The following is a 23,538-nucleotide window of genomic DNA, read 5'->3' as shown; positions in this document are numbered from 1 at the left end:
GATGATATATCATCTAATGCGAGCAAATTTTAAATTGATAATCGTTGGTAGCGAACGGGTGATAAAATGGGGATATTATCAGAAGAAGATTTTCGGAAATTAACATTATATATAAAGAATAAATTTGGTATTCATTTAGGAAGAGAGAAAAAAACTCTTGTTGAGGGCCGTCTACATAAAGTGCTTTTGAGTTTAGGAATTGATAATGCAAATGATTATTATCAATATTTATTACAGGATAAAACGGGGCAAGCAGATAAAATTTTAGCAAATGCAATTACAACAAATCATACATTTTTTATGCGAGAATCTCAGCATTTTGAGTATTTTTCGGAAGAGGTTTTACCTTATTTTTCAGAAAAACTTTCAGACAATGATTTGCGGACTTGGTGTGCTGCATGCTCAACGGGAGAGGAAGCGTATACATTAGCTATGATCATTCAAGACTTTTTTTCTTTACAAAAACAGTCTTGGGATACAAAATTATTGGCTACGGATTTATCTACTTCTGCTTTGAATGATGCACGCCTTGGAATTTATAATGATGAATCTATCGATATGTTGCCTAAAAGGTGGCGCAAAACTTATTTTAAACAGATAAACGAAAATAATTTTCAAGTAAAAAATTCTTTGAAAAACGAAATTATTTTTAGGCAGTTTAATTTAAATAATCCTCAATTTTTATTTAAAAAAAAGTTTCATATAATTTTTTGCCGTAATGTAATGATTTACTTTGATCGTGTGACAAGAAAAGAACTTGTTAATAAATTTTATCAATGGTTGGAACCGGGAGGATATTTATTTATTGGGCATTCGGAAGTTATTGAACGTGGTGATTTTTCTTTTCAATATGTAATGCCAGCTGTGTATAGAAAGGGATTATGATATGAGAAAAATAAAACTTTTAATTGTAGATGATTCAATTGTTTTTCGTGAGGCATTATCAAAAGCATTATCAAAAGATTTAATGATAGAAGTAGTTGCAACTGCTGTTGATCCATTCGATGCTAGAGATAAAATCCTTCAATATCACCCTGATGTTATGACTTTAGATGTAGAAATGCCAAAGATGAACGGGATAGAATTTTTGCGAAAATTAATCCCTCAGTATCCGATCCCAACAATTGTAATTAGTTCTATAAATGATTGTGTTTTTGAGGCAATACAACTAGGTGCCGTTGATTTCATTAAAAAACCTGACGGAAAGGCGATCCTGACGAATAGAGATTTTTTTAATGATTTGATTACAAAAATAAAGATTGCTGTAAATGCAAAAATTCAGCAAGGAACATTACATAAAAAATCTTTCATTGATTCGTCTATGCCTTCTCATCAAGTACAAAATAAAATTATTGCAATTGGTGCATCTACAGGTGGAACCGTTGCATTGACAGATGTGATTACGGAGCTAAAAGGGAATATACCAGGGATTGTCATCGTACAGCATATCCCTCCGGTTTTTTCAGATATGTTTGCTAAAAGACTTGACTCAATTTGTGAGTTAGAAGTAAAAGAAGCGAAAAATGGAGATGAAGTTTTTCCAGGAAGAGTGCTAATAGCTCCAGGGAATATGCAAATGAGAGTAAAGAAGCGGGGTGCGGAAATTTGCGTAGAGTGTTTTGAAGGGGAAAAAGTCAATGGTCATTGTCCTTCAGTCGATGTTCTTTTTAATTCGGTTGCAGAGATTTATGGTAATAAGGCAATCGGTGTAATTATGACTGGAATGGGTTATGATGGAGCGAAAGGGCTACTCAATATGCGTAAAGCTGGTGCGAGAACGATTGGACAGGATGAGGGAAGTTCAGTTGTTTATGGTATGCCTCGCGTCGCCTATAATATTGGTGCAGTGGAAAAACAAGTGCCTTTAGATCAAATCGCAGAGCAAATTTGTTCTTTTATCTAGTATAGAGAGTAGTGTGATATTATGCTAAAAGAATGTATTGAAGAATCGTATATGCCAATCCATGACGTGTTAGATTGTATCGGTGATGGGATCATTATGACAGATATTCAGAGAAATGTTGTTTATATTAATGAGGCGGCTGCTAAGATTATTAATGTGACTACTGAGGGATCCTATGGGAAAACTTTTACTGAGGTTTGTCCAATTATCAATTTGGATACGGGGAAAATTTTGGATAGTCCGATAAAACGTGCAATTTCTGAAGAAAAGGTTGTGGGGCTTGAAAAAAACTCAGGAATAAAGCGTAATGATGGAGAAAAAATTTATTTATCGGCAACGTGTTCGCCAATACGAAGAAATGATAATTCTATTGCTGGTGGTGTGGTAGTATTACGTGATATTACAAGATTGCATAATTTAGAAGAATATGTTGTAGATGAGCGTGAAAATTTACAATTAATTTTTAATTCATCGCCTGTAGGAATGTGCACGCTAAATGAAGCCGGAGCAATTACAAATATCAATCAATCTGCGTTGTTAATTATGAATAAAGATCGTAATTGTATTATAGGAAACCAGTTTGGAGATGCATTTTGCTGTATAAATAGTTTAGAATACGGATGCGGAAAATCTTCTGCTTGCAAAGAATGTGCAATTCGTGCAGGTATTATTAATGTGCTTACGAATGTAAATGCGGTAGAAAATATAGAAACATTGCTTAATTATATAAATGGAGAAATACAAAAATCCGTTTGGTTAAGAATAAGTATAACTCGAACTAAACAAGGAGAAAATCAGAATATTGTCGTTAGTCTATTAGATACAACAGAAAGAAAAGAACGAGAATTGGAAATTGCTCGTTCTAGAGATTTTCATATTAAAATTTTATCAAGTTTTCCCGGAATTGTTTGGTGGATTAAAGGTAAGGAATTTATCTATTTAAATGATCAATGCAAAAATTTTTTAGGGTTTGATAGTAAGGAACTTCATCATACAAAATGGATTGATTATATACATCCAGATGATTTAAGTACTTCTTTTAAAAAACTGAATCCAAAAGATAATTATGAAGCTGAATTTCGGGTGAAAAATTGTCAAGGGATTTATAGATGGTTATGGTGCATAAATCAGAGAGTATATGGTGTAGACGGATTGCCAGCTGGATATGTGGGGATTGGTATCGATATTACGAGTAAAAAAGAGTTTGAAAAGGCAGTACAAGATAGTAGAACTAAATATCATACGTTGTTTATGAATATGCATAGTGGCTTTACTTATAATCGAATTGTAACGAATGAAAAAAATATACCACTGGATTTTCAATTTATTGAAGTGAATAGCGATTTTTTAAAAATTATGGGGATTGGGAGGAAAAAAATTGTTGGGATGAATTTTTCGGATATTTTCCCAGAGTGCTCGATTAATTATAGTGATTGGATTGCTGAATGCGGAAAAATTGCATTGGCTGGATGTGGCAGATTTGATAAAGAGTTTTATTGTAGAATGACTAAAAAATGGTTGCATTTATCCGTTTATAGTTTGGAAAAAGGGTTTTTTGCTGCATTATATAGAGATATAACAGAGCAGAAATCGGCTGAGAAGCAATTGAAAAAAGCAAAACTAGCAGCTGAAGAGGCAAATCAAGCTAAGAGTCAATTTTTAGCAAATATGAGTCATGAAATTCGCACACCAATTAATGGAATGGTAGGAATGATTGACTTAACTTTATTAGGAAACTTGAGTGAAGAGCAAAGAGAAAATTTAAAGATAGCAAAATCATGTTCTACCTCTTTGTTAAGAATTATCAATGATATTTTAGATTTTTCAAAAATGGAAGCTGGGAAACTTTTAATGGAAATGATTCGGTTTAATTTGTATGGAGTGATAGAAGATGTTATCAAAGCACATGCAGTTAAGGCTGAAGAAAAAGGCTTAGAATTGTCCTACTTGCTTTCCTCAAATTTGCCTAGATATATTGTTAGTGATCCTACACGCTTAAAACAGATTTTTGATAACCTTATCAGTAATGCGGTTAAATTTACCAGAGAAGGAAGTGTCACTTTAACTGCAAAAAAAATAGTCGAAGATGAAATTGAAAAATTAAATTTTTCTGTTATAGATACGGGAATTGGAATTGCTGAAAATGATAAGAAAAAGCTTTTTCAATTATTCAGTCAAGTTGATGGGGCAATTACACGCAAGTTTGGCGGGACTGGATTAGGACTCATGATTACTAAACAATTGGTAGAAATGATGGAAGGTGAAATTTTTGTAGAGAGTACGTATGAGAGTGGCAGTAAATTTACCTTTGTTTTGCCTTGTAGAGAAGTTTCAGCTCTTGAAAATTTAGAAATAGAAAAGAGTAAAAGTATAGGTACGTCGAATGAAGATAGAAAAGAAAAGATAAAAAGAAGAATTTTACTCGTTGAGGATGACCTCGTAAATCAGCTTGTTATAAGTAAGATTTTAAAAGAATTGAATTATGATGTAACCGTTGTTAGCAATGGAAGAGAAGCTATAGAGAACGTGCAGACTGATAAATATGATTGTATTTTAATGGATATACAAATGGCTGAAATGGGTGGTGTGGAAGCAACACAATATATTAGAGCTTATGAAAAGAGGGAAGAGACATATACACCAATTATTGCGCTTACTGCAAATGCTCTAAGTGGCGATAGGGAAAAATATTTGTCCTATGGAATGGATGAATATATAGCAAAGCCAATTCCAATGGATGAGTTGGATGCGAAAATAAAAGAAGTGATAAATACACACTTACAAAAGTATGTTGAGAACGCATCTACGAATATAGACGAAGTAAATATAGACGATTTAATGACATATTGTTTAAGTAAAATTAGTGATAAAACGCATGAGCAACAAATACATGTAAAAAATTTATTGGAATTAGTTAAGGATTTAGAGGTTGAAATTTGTAAAGAAAATATTAACAATATTGAAAGAAAAGCCGAAGTGTTGAGAGATATTTTTCAAGAAAATCATCAAGAAGAAGAAAATGGTATTTTGTTTAAAATTCAATTAGCAGCTAGACGGGGAGATTTAGACGAAGCAATGGAACAGTTAAATTTATTGAAAGATATACTAAATATTTTTAATGAATAAAGGGGTGTAGAAAATGAAAATACTATTAGCAGAAGATGATTTGATTAGTCGTAAGGTGATTTCAAAAATGCTTGGAAAATACGGCGAGTGTGATATTACAGTGGATGGAATGGAAGCGTTAGATGCTTTTTTATTAGCATTAAAAGAAAAAAATCCATATGATTTAATTTGTCTTGATATTATGATGCCAAAGGTAGATGGAGTAAGAGTTTTGAAAACAATTCGAGCCTTAGAGAAACAGCAAAATATTCCGAGTGAAAAAAAAGCAAAAGTTATTATGACAACAGCTTTATCTGATAAAGAATATGTGAATAAAGCTTTTGAAATTGGCTGCGAAGCATATGCTACCAAGCCTTTAGATGCAGAGAAATTAAAAGAAGTATTGCAAAAATTAGAGCTGATTCATGTATAAAATACTTGAAATTCCTCAAAATAATCGTTAAACTTACAATATGTGTGTCTTCATTTATTTTTAAAAGACATGAGTTATAAATGAATAAAAAGATTATTTTACAGAGGAGTATATATGGAAAGTTTAATTGATTTGTTGCTTGAATGGGGAATGCTAGGTTTAATTGTTGTAACTTTTACTGAATCTTTTTGTTCGCCGATTTTACCAGATGTAATTTTATTGCCTATGGCATTAGCAAATCCTAACATGGCAATTTATTATGGAACAGTAGCGACAATTGTATCTGTTTTAGGCGGTTTTATTGGGTATTGGATTGGAAATAAATGGGGTATGCCTGTGGTACATAAAGTTATGCCAGCTAAATACGCATATAAAATTCAGGAGTTTTCAGAAAGTGATAACGTGTCATGGACAATTTTTTTAGCAGCTATGTCGCCGATTCCTTATAAATGTGTAAGCATATCCGCAGGGGCTTTTAATGTAAAGTGGCCTGTTTTTATTGTTGCATCAATTTTTGGACGAGCAAAAAGATTTTTTTTAGAAGCTGTTATTATTTATTATTTTGGCGAACCCGCAGTTCGTTATTTTCAAAATAATGCAAAAGAAGTTGCGATATATTCATTGCTTCTTGTCCTAGCTTTAGGCGGTGCGATTTACCTCTATAAACGTTATAAGAAAGCAAAGGTGCAGCCAGAATGATAAGAATTTTTGCCAAAGACTGATTGAAAATAAGGGTTTTTTATAAAAAAATGCTACATAGTTGTAGCATTTTTTTTATGTCATATAGTCAAAAGGTCAAAAAAATATTTGACTTTTTGACTTTTAGAGATATAATAATAATCAAAGAAAATTAATGATATTTTTGTAAACGTTGGTAAACAATAAATAAGCAGATAAAATCTTAAGGAGGCTATAGTTATGGCACAAGAAAAATATACGCAAAGAGTAATGGCGGTTTTACAAGATGCACAACAAACTGCAGCATTACATTATAATCAAGAAATTACAACAAGTCATCTTTTGCTTGCATTAGCAAAGGAAAGCGAAGGTCTTCTGTCCACAATTTTTAATGAATGTAATGTAAATGTAGAGTTGTTAAAAGCGCGTATGGAACAGTTAATTCAAAGAATTCCGTCTGTACGTGGTCAAGATAGTGGTATACGGATGAGTACATCGATGTATCGTGTAATGGCTTTAGCAGAAAAGTTAGCAACAGAAATGAAAGATGATTATATCAGTACAGAACATTTATTATTAGCGGTTGTTGAAGATGGAGATAGTGATGTTGTAGCCGTGTGTAGAGAATTTGGTTTAGTAAAAAATAAAATTCAATCAGCAATAAAAACGCATCGCAAGGATAATGTAACAAGTGATAACCCAGAGGAAGGATATAAAGCTCTTGAGAAATATGGGCGTGATTTAACAGAACAAGCAAGAAAAGGGAAACTTGACCCAGTAATTGGGCGTGATGATGAAATTCGTCGTACGATTGAAATTTTGTCAAGAAGAACAAAAAATAATCCGGTTCTGATTGGGGAACCCGGCGTTGGTAAAACAGCGATTGTTGAAGGACTAGCGCGAAGAATCGTTGCAGGTGATGTGCCGGAATCTTTAAAAAATAAAACGCTGTATTCTCTAGATCTTGGGTCTATGGTAGCAGGAGCTAAATTTCGTGGGGAATTTGAAGAACGTTTAAAAAGTGTATTAACAGAGATTGCAAAATCAGAAGGAAAAATTTTATTATTTATTGATGAAGTGCATACGGTTGTTGGTGCAGGTGCGGCAGAAGGTGCAATGGATGCAGGAAATATTTTAAAACCTATGATGGCGCGTGGAGAATTACGTTGTATTGGTGCAACTACGCTTAATGAATACAGAAAATATATTGAAAAGGATACGGCTCTTGAAAGAAGATTTCAGCCAGTAATGGTTGGGCAGCCGTCAGTTGAAGATACAATTTCTATATTGCGTGGTTTAAAAGAACGTTATGAAGTACACCACGGGGTAAGGATTCGTGACACAGCTTTAGTATCAGCAGCAGTTTTATCTGATCGTTATATATCTGATCGTTTTTTACCAGATAAAGCGATAGATTTAGTAGATGAAGCAGCGGCAAAATTGAGAACTGAAATCGAATCTATGCCAAGTCAATTAGATGAAGTTTTGCGCAAAATTATGCAACTTGAAATAGAAGAACAAGCGCTAAAGAAAGAAACGGATGAAGCATCAAAAGAAAAGTTAGCGACAATTGCGGATACGAAAAAAGATTTGCAAGCGCAAGCTGATGAGTTAAAAGCAAAGTGGGAAAGTGAAAAACAAGCGATTTTACGTGTGCGTGGAATCAAAAAGGAAATCGATGCAGTAAAAAGTGAAATGGAAGCTGCTGAACGTGCGTATGATTTAAATCGTCTATCAGAATTAAAATATGGCAAATTATTAGCGTTAGAAAAACAGCTAAAGGAAGAAGAAGAAACTTTAGCCGAAAAAGAAAAAAGCAATCAATTACTTAAAGAAGAAGTTGGAGAAGAAGATATCGCACGTGTTGTCAGTCGTTGGACGGGGATTCCAGTAACGAAAATGTTAACTGGTGAACGCGAAAAGCTTTTGCATTTACAAGATATTTTGCATAAACGCGTCGTGGGACAGGATGAAGCGGTGCGTGTAGTAAGTGAAGCGATTATTCGTGCGAGAGCAGGAATTAAAGACCCGAATCGTCCAATTGGTTCATTTATTTTCCTTGGCCCTACAGGTGTTGGGAAGACAGAACTTGCCAAAACACTTGCAGAAATTCTCTTCGATGATGAGCGCAATATGATTCGATTAGATATGAGTGAATACATGGAAAAACATTCTGTAGCGCGTTTAATAGGAGCACCTCCAGGGTACGTTGGATATGATGAAGGCGGACAATTAACAGAAGCTGTACGACGTCATCCATATAGTGTCGTATTGCTAGATGAAATTGAGAAGGCACATCATGATGTGTTTAATGTACTGTTACAAATTCTAGACGATGGACATTTAACAGATAGTAAAGGTAGAACAGTTAATTTTAAGAACACGGTAATTATTATGACTTCAAATTTAGGTTCATCTGAAATTTTGCAAAAAGACTTTATTGAAGCTGAAAAATCAGTAATGGAGATTTTAAAGGAATATTTCCGACCAGAATTTTTAAATCGTTTAGATGATATTATAGTGTTTAAAGCACTTGCGTTAGAACAGGTAAAAGCAATTGCTGCTATTTTATTAGAAAACTTAAATAAACGGTTGGAAAAACAAGTGAAAATTCATTTGAGTTGGGATGAATCGGTTCTAGAGTTCCTTGCTGATCACGGTTATGATGCAGCATATGGTGCGCGTCCACTAAAACGATTATTAAGCCGAGAAGTTGAAACTGCATTAAGTAAAAAAATTATAGCAAATGAAATATCAGAAGGCGATAACGTAACAATACGAGTAGTTGGGGATAGTTTAGAATTTAAATGATTTAATAAAATAAATTTTATATGCTAAGAAAGTATGCACTGGGTGGCAAAAAGCCGCTTAAGTGCATATTTTATTTTATCTGATGAATAAACAAAAGTTAAACTGTCCTATTCTATAACTGATAATTAAAAGTGCTTAAGTCTTTGGTTAAGTGAAATTGGATCCAAATGGAGAAGGACTCAAATTTTACTTTATTTGATATTGAAAAAATTGGCATATTGTTTTTGTCAGAAAGAATAGAAATAAGAATATGGAATATTTACTTTTTAAATGTAATATTTATTTATCAAAAGCTGAAATTTGGAATTGTTATTGCAATAATTGCTGAATAAAAAGAGAGTTTTTGTTAAAAGATAACAATCTATAGATTGTTTTTTGCGTAGAGGAGCTGAATGAGATGTGTGGTATAGCTGGGTGGATTGACTGGGAAAATCGTTTGGAGGATCCGGTAAACCAAAAAACTTTGACTGCGATGATTGATACGCTAAAGATGCGTGGCCCGGATGATAGTGGGCGTTATGTTTGTCCAAATATTGCTTTTGGGCATCGGCGCCTTAGTGTTGTTGATCCTGCAAATGGGGCACAACCAATGATTAAACGAAGAAATGGACACGATTTTGTGATTACTTATAATGGTGAGTTATATAACACCAGTGAATTGAGGGCAGAATTAGAGGGATATGGTTACCATTTTGAAACAAATTGTGATACAGAGGTATTATTAACCGCGTATATGGAATTTGGTACGAAATGCGTAGAGAAGTTGAATGGAATTTTCGCTTTTGGAATTTGGGATGCAGCGAAAGAAAGACTTTTTTTAGCGCGTGATCGTATAGGGGTTAAGCCTTTATTTTATGCAATTAGAGATTGTCAATTTATTTTTGGCTCAGAAGTTAAGACTTTGCTTGCAAATCCATTGATAAAGCCGGAAGTTAATATTGAAGGGTTGGCAGAAATTCTGATGGTTGGTCCAGCAAGAACACCAGGAAATGGCGTGTTTAAAAATGTTTTTGAATTAAAACCAGGGCATGCTTTTGTTTATACGGCAACTGGAAGTCGTAATTATCGCTATTGGGCATTAATGAGTCATGCGCATGAAGATAATTTTGAGACAACTGTTCAAAAAGTACGTGAATTACTTATCGATACGGCACAAAGACAGCTTGTTGCCGATGTTGATGTATGTACTTTTTTATCTGGGGGACTGGATTCTAGTGCATTAACTGCATTAGCAGCAATGGAATTTCAAAGGGCTGGTAAAGGCAAGTTAAATACGTACTCGGTGGATTACATCGACAACGATATTTATTTTAAAGCGAGCAGTTTTCAACCAAATTCTGATGCACCATGGGTAGAAAAAATGGTGAAAGCATGTGATACATGTCATCATAGAATTTTAATTGATAATATTGAATTAGCGAAGAGTTTGCCAAAAGCAACGTTAGCCAGGGATTTCCCAGGTATGGCTGATGTTGATACCTCTTTATATTTGTTTTCACGTGAGATAAAAAAGGGAGCCACAGTTGCATTATCTGGCGAATGTGCAGATGAGGTTTTTGGTGGATATCCATGGTTCTATCGTGAGGAAATGATAAATTCACATGCTTTTCCATGGTCACCTAAACCTGAAATGCGTTTAGATTGGCTAAATGACAATGTAAAATCACAAATGGATTTGGTTGAATATGTAAAAACTCGTTACGATGATGCAATTAGCGAAGTTCCGCGGTTAAAAGGAGAAAATAAAGTTGCTGCACGTATGAGAGAAATTTTTTATTTGAGTTTAACAAGGTGGATGCCGACTTTACTCGATCGCAAAGATAGAATGAGTATGGCTTTTGGATTAGAAGTACGTGTACCATATTGCGATCATCGTTTAGTGGAATATGTTTGGAATATTCCATGGGAAATGAAAAATTATAAAAATCGCGAAAAAGGATTGCTGCGTCAAGCGTTGGCAGGAATTTTACCTGATGATGTTTTATGGCGTAAAAAAAGCCCTTATCCCAAAACTCATCATCCGGAGTATTTAAATATTGTTAGAAATTGGGCGCTGGATATTTTAAATGATGCAAATTCTCCGTTGACTGAATTAATGGATGTTAAAAAATTAAATGAAATTGCTAAACAAGATTTAGCAGCAAGTAATATTCCTTGGTTTGGGCAATTAATGGGTGGTGCACAATTATTTGCCTATTTGATTCAATTGGATACATGGTTAAAAGCTTATAAAATCAAAATTGTATAATAAACCATTTAAAGTGAAAATAATAAACGTATGCAAGTGATTTGTTGCGAAAAGTAAGACTAAAACTTAGATGGAGTTATAACTCCATTTAAGTTTTAGTTACATTTATCCAGAAGTTTAGCTGGTCCTAGAGTCTATTTATAACAAAAAGAAATTTTAGGACGAGTTAATTATTGGATAAATAATTTTTGCTTTATCAAAATTTAATTGATACAGATGATAATTGACAGAATTTTATTTAGTTGAAAAGGAGATGACGATGTTGGGGCAAAATAATTGGTTAAAGTATGTGTTGGTTGCTGTAGTATTGGTTGCAGTTGTCGGTGTTGGAGCAGCTTTATTTGGTATTGGTGGAGCGAATAAACAAGAAGAAGCGCATGAAGAAAAAGTTGACTTTGGAAATGAATTATTTGATTTTGAGGCACATCGAGGTGGTCGTGATGCAAGGCCTGAAAACACCTTATACGCTTATGCTTATGCAATGGAAATGGGGGCGACAACGATTGAATGTGATATGCAGTTAACAAAAGATGATCGTATTGTAATGAGTCATAATCCAATTCTCAATCATAATTTAACTAAAGATGAAAATGGAAAATATGTTGAAGACGGAAAATATGATATTCGCAATATGACATTAGCAGAAATACAAAAGTTTGATGTGGGTACAATGGACCCTAATAGTGGTGAATATTATGAAGGGCATGGCAGAACGCAAGTTAGCGTGCCTGGTGCAAAAATTCCTACATTAGATGAAGTTTTTGAGTTAATTAAAGAATACGGTGATGACAAAGTAATTATAAATGCTGAAACTAAGTCTTATCCTGATCCGCTTTCAGGTGCTGCATATGAAAATAATGTTGATCCAATACGTTTTGTAAAAGTCTTTAATGAAGTTGTGAAAAAATACAATATGGAAGACAGAGTTTTACTACAGTCTTTTGATTGGAGAACTTTAATTGAAATGAAGAAAATTAATCCGAAAATTAAGCTTGTTGCCTTATGGCAAGAACAAGCATCATGGGGCCCAGATGCATTATCCTTAAGAGCCTATGAAGAAGGTAAATCTCCTTGGCTTGGTGGACTAGATATTGATGATTATAAAGGTAATCCAATTTTAGCTGCTCATGCAATTGGGGTAAATGTAGTTTCTCCATATTTTATGGAATTTTCAAAACAGAATGTTGAGCAGGCGCATGAATTAGGGATGAAGGTAGTTCCTTGGACAGTAAATGATGTAAATGATATGAATATGATGATAAATATGGGCGTTGATGGGATTATTACCGATAAACCTTGGATTTTACGTAATGTACTTGAGAAACGGGGAATTGCGATGAGACAGCCTGTAATAAATGAAGGTAGTATATATCATACTGGAACAGAGCATATTGAAGTTGAAACAAAAAAATTAACGGGTGGAGCAGATGCAGCTGAATAAAATTTTATTTTTAGAGGATGTTATAGATAATTAATGATTTTATAAAGCAATATACGTTAGGGTCATTGATTTAAATACAATTTTTAATAAAAAGAAGGTATACAATTTTTATTTTAATATTTGTATACCTTCTTTTTGTATATAAAATTGTGAGAAAAGTTTTTGTGAATTTGTAAAATAGATAAATAATGAAATTGACTGAACGTTCCGGAAAAAATCCTATGAAAATCAGAAAAAATCCGACTGCTTTCTTATAAAAATTTTTATATGATTTTAAGAAAAGGGTTAGAACTTCTTAAAAGGATCTTAAACGGATGTATTAATTAATCAGTGCAAAAACAAATCATTGAAGTTTTCATTAAGAGAAAGGTTTGCGTATAATTTTAATATTAAAGATAAATGTTAAAGGGGATTTTTATGAAAAATGAAAAAAGATTAGCAAAAATTATTAGCAGTGCATTAATAGCGACTTCTCTTTTGGTTGGATTTCATACTGAACAGGCCGTGGAGGCAAAATGTGTGATTGAAGGTTTTGACTTAGAGGCACATCGTGGTGGACGTGCACTTCGTCCAGAAAATACATTAGATGCATTTGCGAATGCATTGGAACTAGGTGTTACTACCTTAGAAATGGATACATATATTTCAAAAGATGGTGTAGTGTTTGTGTCTCATAACCCAAGCACATATTATTATTTGACGAAAAAAGATGGTAAATGGCTAAAGGAAAACGAGGAAAAAGATGTTCGCCTATTAACGATAGAGCAATTGAAAAAATATGATATTGGTGGAATTAATCCTGAGCATAAATATCATGATAATTTTTCAAAACAAATTTCTTTCAAAGATGCTAAATATCCAACTTTAGCTGAAGTTTTTGAGCTGGTAAAAGCATATGGCAATGATAAGGTAACTTTTAATATTGAAACGAAATCATTTCCTGATAAAAATGAAAAGGAACATGCTAATAACACGCCTCCTGATATTTTTGTGAGAAAATTGCATGATGTTATCACTCAGTATGGAATGCAAGATCGAGTTGTATTACAATCTTTTGATTGGAGAACGCTGATAGAAATGAAGCAATATGATAGTGATATCACACTTGCAGCTTTGATTTCTAAAAATCCGAAATTATTGGCGATGGATAAAGCAGCACCTTCCCCTTGGTTAGGTGGATTAGATGCAAAGGCTTTTGATGGAAACTTTGTAAAAGCTGCACATGCAATCGCCGCTGATATTATTTCACCTAATTATGCGCAGGTGACCAAAAAAACTGTAGAAGAAGCACATGCATTAGGAATGAAAATTTTGCCATGGACAGTAAATGATAGAGCGGAAATGGAAAGATTAATAGATTTGGGAGTTGATGGAATCATTAGTGATGATCCAGCTTTACTTCGAGAAGTTTGTATTGAAAATGGGATAGCAGTCCCTGAACCAAGTAAAAAGCCATTAAATAGTCAATATAATAATGATAATAGAAGAATAAATTAAAGTTATATAAGGCAGCCAATAAAAAAATTTTATTGGCTGCCTTATATTATTATAAATTTATATCAGATTAGCAAAAAGCTTCATTCCATTTATAGTAAGAATAAATCTTACTATAAATGGAATGAAGTGAAAAAATAGATAGATATTCTTTGTTTTTAATACAAATGCAAATATTTCTAAAGAAATTTTTAAACACTTATTTTTCTTGGATTTATTGACTAGTAACTAGAAATATAAAGGGATTGTTTAAAATTTGGAAAATTTTCTTATTATAAGAAAGCGTGGAAAATCAATATTATTGTAGTTTATATCGTAAAAAATATAATAAAATATCGATAAAAAATGGGGGAATAAAACGATTAAATCGATATAAAAATCCTACAACAACTTCAGATTTTATCTGATTTTATTAATTGGGGAAAATAGTATACTTGAAAAGTGAAAGGGTCATTTCATTTAGAGAAAAGGAGATGGAGTAAAATGAACAGTAAATTAATGAAACGTATGGTGCTTGCAGGTGTTGCAACAGCCGTAATCGGATTTGGTGGCAGCTTGGTAGACCAACAACAAGCTTATGCAAAAGTAAACTTTGATGTATTCGACTTCCAACCACATCGTGGTGGCCGTGATGCTCGTCCAGAAAACACATTATATTCTTATGCATATGCAATGGAAATGGGTGCTACTTCGATTGAATGTGACATGCAATTTACTAAAGATGGCAAAATCGTAATGAGCCATAATCCAGTTTTAAATCATGATATCACGAGAGATAAAAATGGAAATTACATTGAAAATGGCAAATATGTTATCAGCCAAATGACTGTGAATGAAATTAAAAAATTTGACATTGGTGTAATGGATCCAAAAGGTGAATATTATGAAGGCCATGGAAAAACTCAAATTGCTCAGCCAGGTGCACAAATGCCTACTTTGGAAGAATTATTCCAACTGATTAAAGAGTATGGTGATGACAAAGTTGTAGTTAATGCTGAAACTAAGTTGTGCATAGATCCAGAAGGTGGCGCTGCTTATACAGCTACAAAAGATGTTGATCCAGTTGCTTTTGTAACTGAATTTAACAGATTAGTTAAAAAATATGATATGGAAGATCGTGTAACTCTTCAAACATTTGATTGGAGAACTATTCCTATCATGAAACAAATTAATCCAAATATTACAACTGTAGCATTGTGGTGTGAACAGCCTTCATGGGGTCGTGATTCCGTATGCTTACGTGCATATGAAGAAGGTAAATCTCCATGGTTAGGTGGCTTGGATATTGATGATTATCAAGGTAATCCATATTTAGCAGCAAAAGCAATCGGTGCGGATGTTGTTTCACCTTACTATCCAGAAATTTCCCAAGATGATGTTGCTTTAGCACATTCTTTAGGTATGAAAGTTGTTCCTTGGACAGTAAATAGTAGAGAAGATATGGAAATGCTATTACATATGGGTGTTGATGGCATGATTTCTGATAAGCCTTGGTTATTAAGAACTGTTCTTGAAGAAAAAGGTGTTGAATTAAGAGATCCTGTAGTTAACTTAAAGAGCAAATATCATACAGGTACTAACTATAATCGTGTTCACACTACAAAACTTGCTGGCGGAATGGACGCTGCTTACTAATTAAACTGAATAATTCAGGAAAATAAATGCTTGAATTTATTTTCCTGAATCGGACACTCTACATTTGAACAAATATTAAGGAGGCTTGTAAAAATGTTTCAAGCTTTTATGAACTTTTTTAAAACGGGTGAGGATAAACCGTTAATTAGTAATGACCCAAATGTTATTGCTAAAACTTTTAACAAAGCCCGTTGGTCAGTATTTATTTCAATTACATTAGGTTATGCCTTTTACTATGTAACACGTTTAAACTTTTCAGTTGTTAAAAAACCTTTATTGAATTCAGGGGTTATTGATGCACAACAATTAGGTATGATGGGATCGGCATTCTTTATCACTTATGCTATTGGTAAATTTGCAAATAGTTTCTTATGTGACCGATTGAATGTTAAAAAATTCATGGCTACAGGTCTTTTCTTATCTGGTCTATGTACAGCTTTAATGGGGTTAACTAGTACATTTACGTTCTTATTAATTTTATATGGTTTAAATGGTTGGTTTCAATCTTTTGGTGCTGGTCCTTCTATTATTGCGTTGAACCAATGGTTCTCTAATAAGGAACGTGGTACCTTCTATGGTATTTGGTTTATGAGTCATAATATTGGTGCTGCTGTTACTTATATGGTTACTGCTGTATTAGTTACAAAATACAGTTGGCAAGCAGGTTTCCTTGCTCCTGGTATCATTGTTATGGTTGCTTCTGTGTTCTTATATATGTTTTTATATGATAGACCAGAAACATATGGTTTACCTAACGTTGCAGATTTCAAAGGCGAAGAAGTTGCTGGTGAGGTGAAAGATAAAACTGTTAGTGAATTACAAATGATGGTTGTAAAAAGTCCAGCAGTTTGGATTCTTGGTTTATCTAGTGCTTGTTGCTATATCACTCGTTATGCAATTGAGTCTTGGGGGATTGTATATTTAACTGAAGCAAAAGGGTATTCAATGCTTGGTGCTTCTGGTTTGTTATCTACAATGCAAATGGCTGGTGTTGTTGGTACAATTCTTGGTGGATTTATTTCTGATAAAGTGTTTAATTCAAGACGTAATGTTCCAGCTTTAATTTTTGGTATTCTTTATGCTGCTTCTACAGCTGCTTTCTTATGGGCTCCTCAATCTGACACAATTGATCTTATCAGCATGGTTTGTTACGGTTTCTCCATGGGTATCTTAGTATGCTTCCTTGGTGGTTTAATGGCTGTTGATATTGCACCTCGTAAAGCTACTGGTGCTGCAATGGGTATGATTGGTTTATTCAGTTATATGGGTGCTGCTCTTCAAGAAAACGTGACTGGTTACTTCATCAATGCAAATAAAACAGTTGTTGATGGTAAAACAATTTACGATTTTACCGCAGCTGGTGAATTCTGGGTTGGTGCGGCAGTTCTATCTTGCATACTAGCATTGTTAGTATGGAATGCAAAACCAAAAGGTTAATTTTGGGTTAGTGCTCTGAATATAGCAAAAACCGCAATTTATATTAATTGCGGTTTTTCTTTTTATTACAAAATAAAATTGAATATAGAAATTTAAGAGAAAAGAGAAATTTTTTATGATGGGAGATTATAAAATGACAGACTTATCAAAGATTAAGTGTTTTTTATTAGATATGGATGGGACGGTGACAATTGGTAATGAACTTTTACCAGGAGCAGCTGAATTTCTGAAATATCTAAAAGAAAGTGGTCGGGACTATCTGTTTATGACGAATAATTCTTCAAAGAACAGTGATGATTACGTTCAAAAAATGCGAGGACTGGGTATAGCATGTAATCCAATTGACGTAATGACATCAGGAGAGGCTACTGTTAACTATTTATATAGCTTAAAGCCAAAAGCGAGGGTTTACTTAATGGGAACGCCAGAATTGGAAAAACAATTTTTGGACTACAAATTTATTCTTACAGATGAGAATCCAGATTTTGTTGTTTTAGGCTTTGATAAGACATTAACTTATGAAAAACTTGTTATAGGCTGTGATTTAATTCGTGCAGGTGTACCTTACATAGCAACGCATCCTGATTTTAATTGTCCAATGCCAAACGATGCATATATTCCTGATTGTGGAGCGATGATGGAGTTAATCAAGGCTTCTACAGGAAAAATGCCAAAAGTTATTGGAAAACCTAATCGTGAAATTGTAGAAAGTGTATTCAGAAAAAGATGTCAGTATAAACCGGAAGAATTTGCAATGGTTGGGGACAGATTATATACGGATGTTAAAACTGGCATAAATGCAGGTATTACTTCTATTCTTGTTTTATCTGGTGAAGCTACAATGAAAGATGTTAATGAGTCAGATGTAAAGCCAACTTATATTTTTAAAGGTGTAGGGGAAATCTACGAATATTTAAAAGAAAAAGATGGGATAGGCGTAAGTTGTGTAGTTAATTCATAATCTTTTATTTATTTACTTATGTAATTCTTTAATAAAGGTCGTTATAGAATATCCTTCCAGAATAAAGGGTGTAATGATGTTCTATTTGTAGATTATACATAAAAAAAACAGTATCATAATTTATGATACTGTTTTTTTATTATTTATTCCTCAATCTAAAGTTGGCATATCATTATCATCAGCTGTCAGAATACCATGCTCTAATGCATACTGAACAAGCTCACTTTTTTTTGTTAATCCAAGCTTGACAAAAATTCTAGTCTTATAGGTATCTATAGTTTTTAAGCTTAGAGAAAGCATTTTGCCGATTTCGGATAGCGAATAACCGCGAACAAAAAGCTTTAATACTTCAATTTCTCGTTTGCTAAGAAGAACGTAAGGGTCTTTTTCTTTTGTTTCTTCTGACGTATTATTTAGTAGAGAATTTACCATCAGAAGTGCATGCTGGTTGTTTAAATAAATTTTACCCGCTGCAACAGTTTTTACGGCCGTAAGCAATTCCGTATCGAAAGCGCTTTTTTCAAGATATCCAGAAGCACCAGCTTCCATAGCAGTTTTGATATACTGTTCCTCACTATGCATTGTTAAAACCAATATATTAATTGGATTATTATGCTCTTTTAATTCTTTAATCACATCAAGGCCATGAACACCTGGCATAGATAAATCTAGAATGAGGACGTCTGCTGGAATTTTTTCTGTAAGTTCTAAAACTTCATTACCGTTACTTGCTTCGCCGACAACTTCGACGGATTCTTCATTGCTTAATAATAATTTTAATCCAGTGCGGAGAATCGCGTGATCGTCAGCAAGAATAATTTTTGTCTTTTTCATAATATCACTACTCCAATTTTAATGGGATTCTAATTGTTATCGTTGTTCCAATGCCAATTTTAGATTTAAGATTAAATTCACCCTCTAATAATTCAATACGTTCTTTCATACCATAAACACCTAAGTGATTATTTTTTTGTGCTTTTTCTAATGTTGCCTTACTAAAACCGCGTCCGTTATCACGGACGATAAGTTGAACGTTATTTTGATTTTTACTTAAAATAATATCAATATTTGTTGCCTTAGCATGTCGGATGATATTATTCGTTGATTCTTGTAGAATACGATATAATGCAGAAGTAATCTTATCAGGAAATTCAAAATCATCTTTTGGTAAACTTACGTTAAAATAAATGTTATTGTGTGCAACGGTGAGTCCATGAATATATTTTTCCATTGCAGAAATAAGACCTAAATCGTCAATTGCTGGTGGGCGTAAATCTACAGCTAGCTGCTTTAATTCGTTTAATACATTAACAATAACGTCACGTGCTGCTAAAATTAACGATTGCTGGGATGCATCGGATGTTTTTGCTAACAGAATTCGCAAGTAAGCGAGGATTGATGTAATAGATTGTCCAGCGCCATCATGCAGCTCACGGGAAATTCTTTTTCTTTCGTCTTCTTGCGCAGTAAATATTTTGTTAAGGAGTACGGTACGATTCATTTCCTTTAAGCGCAAAGCTTCTAACAATTTATTATTTTCTTTTTCTTTCTGATCAAGACTTAATGCCATTTCATTAAATGTTTTCGCTAAATTACCAACTTCGTCATTTGTATCATAATCTGTTTGAACAGCATAGTTATTATTTTTAATTTCTTCGGCTGCTTTAGCTAAATCAATAATAGGTTTAATGATAATAGAAGTTAACCAGCCTGTTAAAATAACAGCGGTGAAGGCTAGAGCAAAAATTGTTAAAGAAAATTCTGTTAAGGTTACGGCTAATAAATTATACATGATCTTATTAGACATTCCAACGCGAATCGAACCGACGTTACCGTTTTCTAATGGAACGATAACTTCATAAATCGTTCCTTCTGAACTATTATATTTGGCAACTTGCCTTTTTATAATATTATCAGTTGAAATATGAGCAGGCAACCCTTTAGGTAAACCTTGTTCAAATGTACTACCAATAATTTTACCCGAATAGTCAACAACTAAAATATATCGAACATCCTCATTATTATCTTTAACCTTTTTTATTAGATCAAAGATGGCATAAGCATTCTCCTGTAAAATATCATTTGTCCCAGAAGCCGCAATATAATTTGCGATTTCATAGCCACGCAGTTCGACTTGACGTTCCATAATATCTCTAGTAATTCCATGCATTAGAATCACCATAATTGTACTAAGTGTAAGGAGTGTTCCAAGGATGAGAGTATTTATTTTTGTTGATAATTTTTGTTCTCTTAACCAATTCATTATATGCCACCAATTTGATCATAGATTTTTTGCAACGGTTTGTATAGCTCAACGTTTGGAAGAATGAAATTATCAATAAGCAAATTATCTAAAGAATTTAGCATGTCTTCATGTTTGTGCATTGTTAAAAAGATATGTTGGATTGCATCTTTTTGTTCCTTATTTAATTTAGATCGAACAACTACAGGACCAGTTGGATAAGGTCCAATTATACTAATAATGCGAATGTTTTTTGCGAGTTCAGGTTGGATTTTTTGGCTGTAATCAAAAATCATGCTGTCAATACTTGCTGCATCAACAACTTTATTAGCGACAGCCCAAATTGATTTATCATGGCTGTAGGTATAAAGATAGCGACTAAAATATTGCTCCGGCCGAATATTTCTTTTATTTAAAAGATCAACGATTGCAATATGCCCAGAGAAGCTCAAAGGATCAGTGAACGCAAAGCTTTTTCCTTGTAAATCGGCTTCAGTGAAAATATCACTATCTTTATGAACAATGATTTGGGCATGGTAAGATGAAGTTTGTCTGTGATTCACCATTGCGATGATCTCAATATCGGTAAGTCCTCGATATGCAGAATAAGCTCCCGTAGACATGAAAGCAATATCAGCATCTCCATTAGACATAATCATATTTACTTCTTCATAAGTTTTTCTTTGAATTAGAACTGTGGGACGATTTAATTGTTTGGATATGTGATTTGCAACATTTCGGTAATATTCTATTGTAGCATGGGGTGAAATAACTGTTGCAACAGCGATTCTTAACGGACGACTAGATTCATCATTATACGTATTTGTTGGAGGGGTAGATTGTGTTTTATCAAAATCAATATATGGTGTATTGCTTGGCATGCAGCCAAATAAATTAAAAGTAAGAAGTAAGAAAAGCAAAATTGAAAACTTGTGCAAATAATAAAACCTCCCCAAAAAATAAATAACAAAAGATAAAACATATAAACTTTCCTTTATATGTTTATTTGCAAAATATTTTTGTCATAACTGAATCATTTCGCTATATTTATAGTTAAACCCTTTATTTTATGAAATATTCTTTTTGAGGCTTGCGAAGAAAGAGTCAATGTGATATCATACTTGTAAAGTTGTAAATATGGAAATGCAGTGCAAAGGAATAGTAGTATTTCATAAGCTTTCAGAGAGTTGTTGGTTGGTGAAAAACAATAGCGATGGAAATATGAACTCGCCTTGAAGGCAGCATGCTGAAATGTATAAGAGTAGGTATTGACGGAGCCTGACCGTTATCAGACAGGGGGATATAAGATTATTTTATAATCCGTATCTACAGAGTGCATTTGCAAAAGCAAATGAATTAGAGTGGTAACACGTAAGATTTAAGTCTTTCGTCTCTTAGTATAGAGATGGAAGATTTTTTTTATTATACAGTATTGGAAGGGAGATTAAATAAATGGACAAATGTAAAAAATATACTAGAGGGTATTTTATGCCTCCTGTTGTAGATTTAAGCTGGGCAAAGAGAGAATATGTGGATAAAGCACCAATATGGTGTAGTGTAGATTTACGTGATGGAAATCAAGCGTTGATTATTCCGATGAGTTTAGATGAAAAAGTTGGATTCTTTAAATTTTTAGTGAAATTAGGCTTTAAGGAAATTGAAATTGGTTTTCCAGCTGCATCAGAAACAGAATATGCGTTTACACGTAAACTAATTGAAGAGAATTTAATTCCCGATGATGTTACAATACAGGTGTTGACACAATCAAGGGAGCATATTATAAAAAAGACTTTTGAAGCATTACGAGGTGCTAAGCAGGCTGTTGTGCATTTATATAACTCTACTTCAGTTGCACAACGTGAGCAGGTTTTTAGAAAGTCGAAAGAAGAAGTTATTGATATTGCATTATTTGGGGCAAATTTACTTAAAAAATATGCAAATGAGTATGAAGGAAACTTTAAATTTGAATATTCCCCTGAAAGTTTTACTGGAACAGAGATTGATTTTGCGTTAGAAATTTGTAATAAAGTACTAGATGTGTGGCAACCAACAGCAAATAATAAGGTGATTATCAATTTACCAGTGACGGTATCTATGTCAATGCCGCATGTTTATGCTAGTCAAATTGCATATATGTCACAGAATTTAAAATATAGAGAAAATGTAATTGTATCTCTTCATCCGCATAATGATCGCGGTTGCGCGGTTGCTGATTCTGAAATGGGGCTTCTTGCTGGAGCAGATCGTATTGAGGGTACTTTGTTTGGTAATGGTGAGAGAACAGGAAATGCGGATATTGTAACGATTGCATTAAATATGTTTTCTCACGGGATTGATCCAAATCTTGATTTTTCGGATATGCCAGCAATTGTTGAATTATATGAACGTATGACCAGAATGAAAGTATATGCCCGGCAGCCGTATTCAGGACAGTTGGTATTTGCAGCCTTTTCTGGCTCGCATCAAGACGCAATTGCTAAAGGTATGAAATGGCGTGAAGAGGGAGAACGAAGATATTGGTCAGTGCCATACTTACCAATTGATCCGAAAGATATTGGCAGACAATATGATGGGGATGTTATTCGGATTAATAGTCAATCTGGTAAAGGTGGAATTGGATATCTACTCGAGCAGAAATATGGTTTTGTATTGCCAGCAAAGATGCGCGAACATTTTGGTTATGTAGTAAAAAGTGTATCTGATCATCTACATAAGGAATTAATGCCAGAAGAAATCTACGAAATTTTTAATAAAGAGTATGTAAACATAGAAAATCCAATAAATATTCTTGATTATCATTTTGTTAAAACAGATGGATTTGCGGTTATGGCTAGGATATCTGTGAATGGAAAGGAACAAGAAATTTCAGGGCATGGAAATGGGAGATTAGATGCGGTAAGTAATGCAATAAAAGAAAACTTGCATATTTCTTATAGTGATTTAACTTATACAGAACATGCATTGGACCAAGGGTCTACTTCAAGAGCCGTTGCTTACATTAGCCTAAAGGGTGAAAAGGGCAAAGTTGTATGGGGAGCAGGTATTGATCACGATATTATTACTGCTTCGGTAAAAGCATTATTGAGCGCGATTAACAAAGTAAAACTTGATTCGGGGATTTAGCTGATCCTTGGCTCCACATTATAGAAG

The 23,538-nt window shown here is 33.6% G+C and carries 16 protein-coding genes and 1 other annotated feature; of the genes, 13 read left to right on the top strand and 3 right to left on the bottom strand.

Features of this window, described 5'->3' with window-relative positions:
• The first annotated feature begins 66 nt into the window (after positions 1-66).
• The 12 genes from P3F81_RS08295 to P3F81_RS08240 all read left to right on the top strand — a co-directional run bounded on the left by P3F81_RS08295 (position 67) and on the right by P3F81_RS08240 (position 18,146).
• Positions 67-885 (top strand): CheR family methyltransferase, encoded by an 819-nt coding sequence (locus P3F81_RS08295; RefSeq protein ID WP_147669767.1) that lies wholly within the window; start codon positions 67-69, stop codon positions 883-885.
• 1 nt (position 886) lies between these two features.
• A complete protein-coding gene (locus tag P3F81_RS08290) occupies positions 887-1,903 on the top strand; it encodes a protein-glutamate methylesterase/protein-glutamine glutaminase (RefSeq protein ID WP_147669768.1) in 1,017 nt (338 codons plus the stop codon).
• A 21-nt stretch (positions 1,904-1,924) separates the two neighbouring features.
• Positions 1,925-5,029 carry a PAS domain-containing hybrid sensor histidine kinase/response regulator gene (locus P3F81_RS08285; protein ID WP_147669769.1) on the top strand — a complete coding sequence of 1,035 codons (3,105 nt, stop codon included), beginning with the start codon at positions 1,925-1,927 and terminating at the stop codon, positions 5,027-5,029.
• Between the two features lie 13 nt (positions 5,030-5,042).
• Complete coding sequence (locus P3F81_RS08280) at positions 5,043-5,441, top strand: response regulator (protein ID WP_147669770.1); 399 nt, start codon at positions 5,043-5,045, stop codon at positions 5,439-5,441.
• A 114-nt stretch (positions 5,442-5,555) separates the two neighbouring features.
• The gene (locus tag P3F81_RS08275; protein WP_147669771.1) at positions 5,556-6,140 is read left to right on the top strand and encodes a YqaA family protein; all 585 of its coding nucleotides are present in this window, start codon (positions 5,556-5,558) and stop codon (positions 6,138-6,140) included.
• A 219-nt stretch (positions 6,141-6,359) separates the two neighbouring features.
• A complete protein-coding gene (gene clpB / locus P3F81_RS08270; protein ID WP_147669772.1) occupies positions 6,360-8,930 on the top strand; it encodes an ATP-dependent chaperone ClpB in 2,571 nt (856 codons plus the stop codon).
• Between the two features lie 397 nt (positions 8,931-9,327).
• Positions 9,328-11,178 carry an asparagine synthase (glutamine-hydrolyzing) gene (gene asnB / locus P3F81_RS08265; protein ID WP_147669773.1) on the top strand — a complete coding sequence of 617 codons (1,851 nt, stop codon included), beginning with the start codon at positions 9,328-9,330 and terminating at the stop codon, positions 11,176-11,178.
• Positions 11,179-11,437: 259 nt separating this feature from the next.
• Positions 11,438-12,619, top strand: a complete 1,182-nt coding sequence (locus P3F81_RS08260) for a glycerophosphodiester phosphodiesterase (RefSeq protein WP_147669774.1) — start codon at positions 11,438-11,440, stop codon at positions 12,617-12,619.
• Between the two features lie 417 nt (positions 12,620-13,036).
• The gene (locus tag P3F81_RS08255) at positions 13,037-14,116 is read left to right on the top strand and encodes a glycerophosphodiester phosphodiesterase (protein WP_309320293.1); all 1,080 of its coding nucleotides are present in this window, start codon (positions 13,037-13,039) and stop codon (positions 14,114-14,116) included.
• Between the two features lie 480 nt (positions 14,117-14,596).
• Positions 14,597-15,748, top strand: a complete 1,152-nt coding sequence (locus P3F81_RS08250; protein WP_147669776.1) for a glycerophosphodiester phosphodiesterase — start codon at positions 14,597-14,599, stop codon at positions 15,746-15,748.
• A gap of 93 nt (positions 15,749-15,841) precedes the next feature.
• Positions 15,842-17,185, top strand: coding sequence for an MFS transporter (locus tag P3F81_RS08245; protein ID WP_147669777.1), 1,344 nt, complete (start codon positions 15,842-15,844; stop codon positions 17,183-17,185).
• Between the two features lie 133 nt (positions 17,186-17,318).
• On the top strand, positions 17,319-18,146 hold the full coding sequence (locus P3F81_RS08240; RefSeq protein WP_147669778.1) for an HAD-IIA family hydrolase: 828 nt from the start codon (positions 17,319-17,321) through the stop codon (positions 18,144-18,146).
• 150 nt (positions 18,147-18,296) lie between these two features.
• On the opposite strand, the gene P3F81_RS08235 is transcribed toward P3F81_RS08240, so the two are convergent.
• The 3 genes from P3F81_RS08235 to P3F81_RS08225 are packed head-to-tail and all read right to left on the bottom strand — an operon-like array spanning position 18,297 to position 21,326.
• Positions 18,297-18,983, bottom strand: coding sequence for a response regulator transcription factor (locus tag P3F81_RS08235; protein ID WP_147669779.1), 687 nt, complete (start codon positions 18,981-18,983; stop codon positions 18,297-18,299).
• Between the two features lie 4 nt (positions 18,984-18,987).
• The gene (locus tag P3F81_RS08230) at positions 18,988-20,409 is read right to left on the bottom strand and encodes an ATP-binding protein (protein WP_147669780.1); all 1,422 of its coding nucleotides are present in this window, start codon (positions 20,407-20,409) and stop codon (positions 18,988-18,990) included.
• Positions 20,409-21,326 carry a substrate-binding domain-containing protein gene (locus tag P3F81_RS08225; protein WP_309320290.1) on the bottom strand — a complete coding sequence of 306 codons (918 nt, stop codon included), beginning with the start codon at positions 21,324-21,326 and terminating at the stop codon, positions 20,409-20,411. Before P3F81_RS08225 ends, P3F81_RS08230 begins: the two co-directional genes overlap by 1 nt.
• 201 nt (positions 21,327-21,527) lie before the next feature.
• Positions 21,528-21,786, top strand: a binding site (T-box leader).
• Between the two features lie 54 nt (positions 21,787-21,840).
• Between P3F81_RS08225 and P3F81_RS08220 the strand changes: the two genes are divergently transcribed.
• Positions 21,841-23,511: a 2-isopropylmalate synthase gene (locus P3F81_RS08220; protein WP_147669781.1), complete on the top strand. Its 1,671-nt coding sequence runs from the start codon at positions 21,841-21,843 to the stop codon at positions 23,509-23,511.
• The last annotated feature ends 27 nt before the right edge of the window (positions 23,512-23,538 follow it).

It is taken from the genome of Selenobaculum gibii, assembly GCF_030273445.1.
GTDB classification, from domain to species: Bacteria; Bacillota; Negativicutes; order ICN-92133; family ICN-92133; genus Selenobaculum; species Selenobaculum gibii.
The sequence above is the reverse complement of the archived record's forward strand: the minus strand, read 5'-3'. Positions and strand labels throughout refer to the sequence as shown.

Excerpts from the sequence above, each read along its gene's own strand:
- P3F81_RS08295 (WP_147669767.1), top strand. The coding sequence starts at position 67 with ATGGGGATATTATCAGAAGAAGATTTTCGGAAATTAACATTATATATA.
- P3F81_RS08290 (WP_147669768.1), top strand. The coding sequence starts at position 887 with ATGAGAAAAATAAAACTTTTAATTGTAGATGATTCAATTGTTTTTCGT.
- P3F81_RS08285 (WP_147669769.1), top strand. The coding sequence starts at position 1,925 with ATGCTAAAAGAATGTATTGAAGAATCGTATATGCCAATCCATGACGTG.
- P3F81_RS08280 (WP_147669770.1), top strand. The coding sequence starts at position 5,043 with ATGAAAATACTATTAGCAGAAGATGATTTGATTAGTCGTAAGGTGATT.
- P3F81_RS08275 (WP_147669771.1), top strand. The coding sequence starts at position 5,556 with ATGGAAAGTTTAATTGATTTGTTGCTTGAATGGGGAATGCTAGGTTTA.
- clpB (WP_147669772.1), top strand. The coding sequence starts at position 6,360 with ATGGCACAAGAAAAATATACGCAAAGAGTAATGGCGGTTTTACAAGAT.
- asnB (WP_147669773.1), top strand. The coding sequence starts at position 9,328 with ATGTGTGGTATAGCTGGGTGGATTGACTGGGAAAATCGTTTGGAGGAT.
- P3F81_RS08260 (WP_147669774.1), top strand. The coding sequence starts at position 11,438 with ATGTTGGGGCAAAATAATTGGTTAAAGTATGTGTTGGTTGCTGTAGTA.
- P3F81_RS08255 (WP_309320293.1), top strand. The coding sequence starts at position 13,037 with ATGAAAAATGAAAAAAGATTAGCAAAAATTATTAGCAGTGCATTAATA.
- P3F81_RS08250 (WP_147669776.1), top strand. The coding sequence starts at position 14,597 with ATGAACAGTAAATTAATGAAACGTATGGTGCTTGCAGGTGTTGCAACA.
- P3F81_RS08245 (WP_147669777.1), top strand. The coding sequence starts at position 15,842 with ATGTTTCAAGCTTTTATGAACTTTTTTAAAACGGGTGAGGATAAACCG.
- P3F81_RS08240 (WP_147669778.1), top strand. The coding sequence starts at position 17,319 with ATGACAGACTTATCAAAGATTAAGTGTTTTTTATTAGATATGGATGGG.
- P3F81_RS08230 (WP_147669780.1), bottom strand. The coding sequence starts at position 20,409 with ATGAATTGGTTAAGAGAACAAAAATTATCAACAAAAATAAATACTCTC.
- P3F81_RS08220 (WP_147669781.1), top strand. The coding sequence starts at position 21,841 with ATGGACAAATGTAAAAAATATACTAGAGGGTATTTTATGCCTCCTGTT.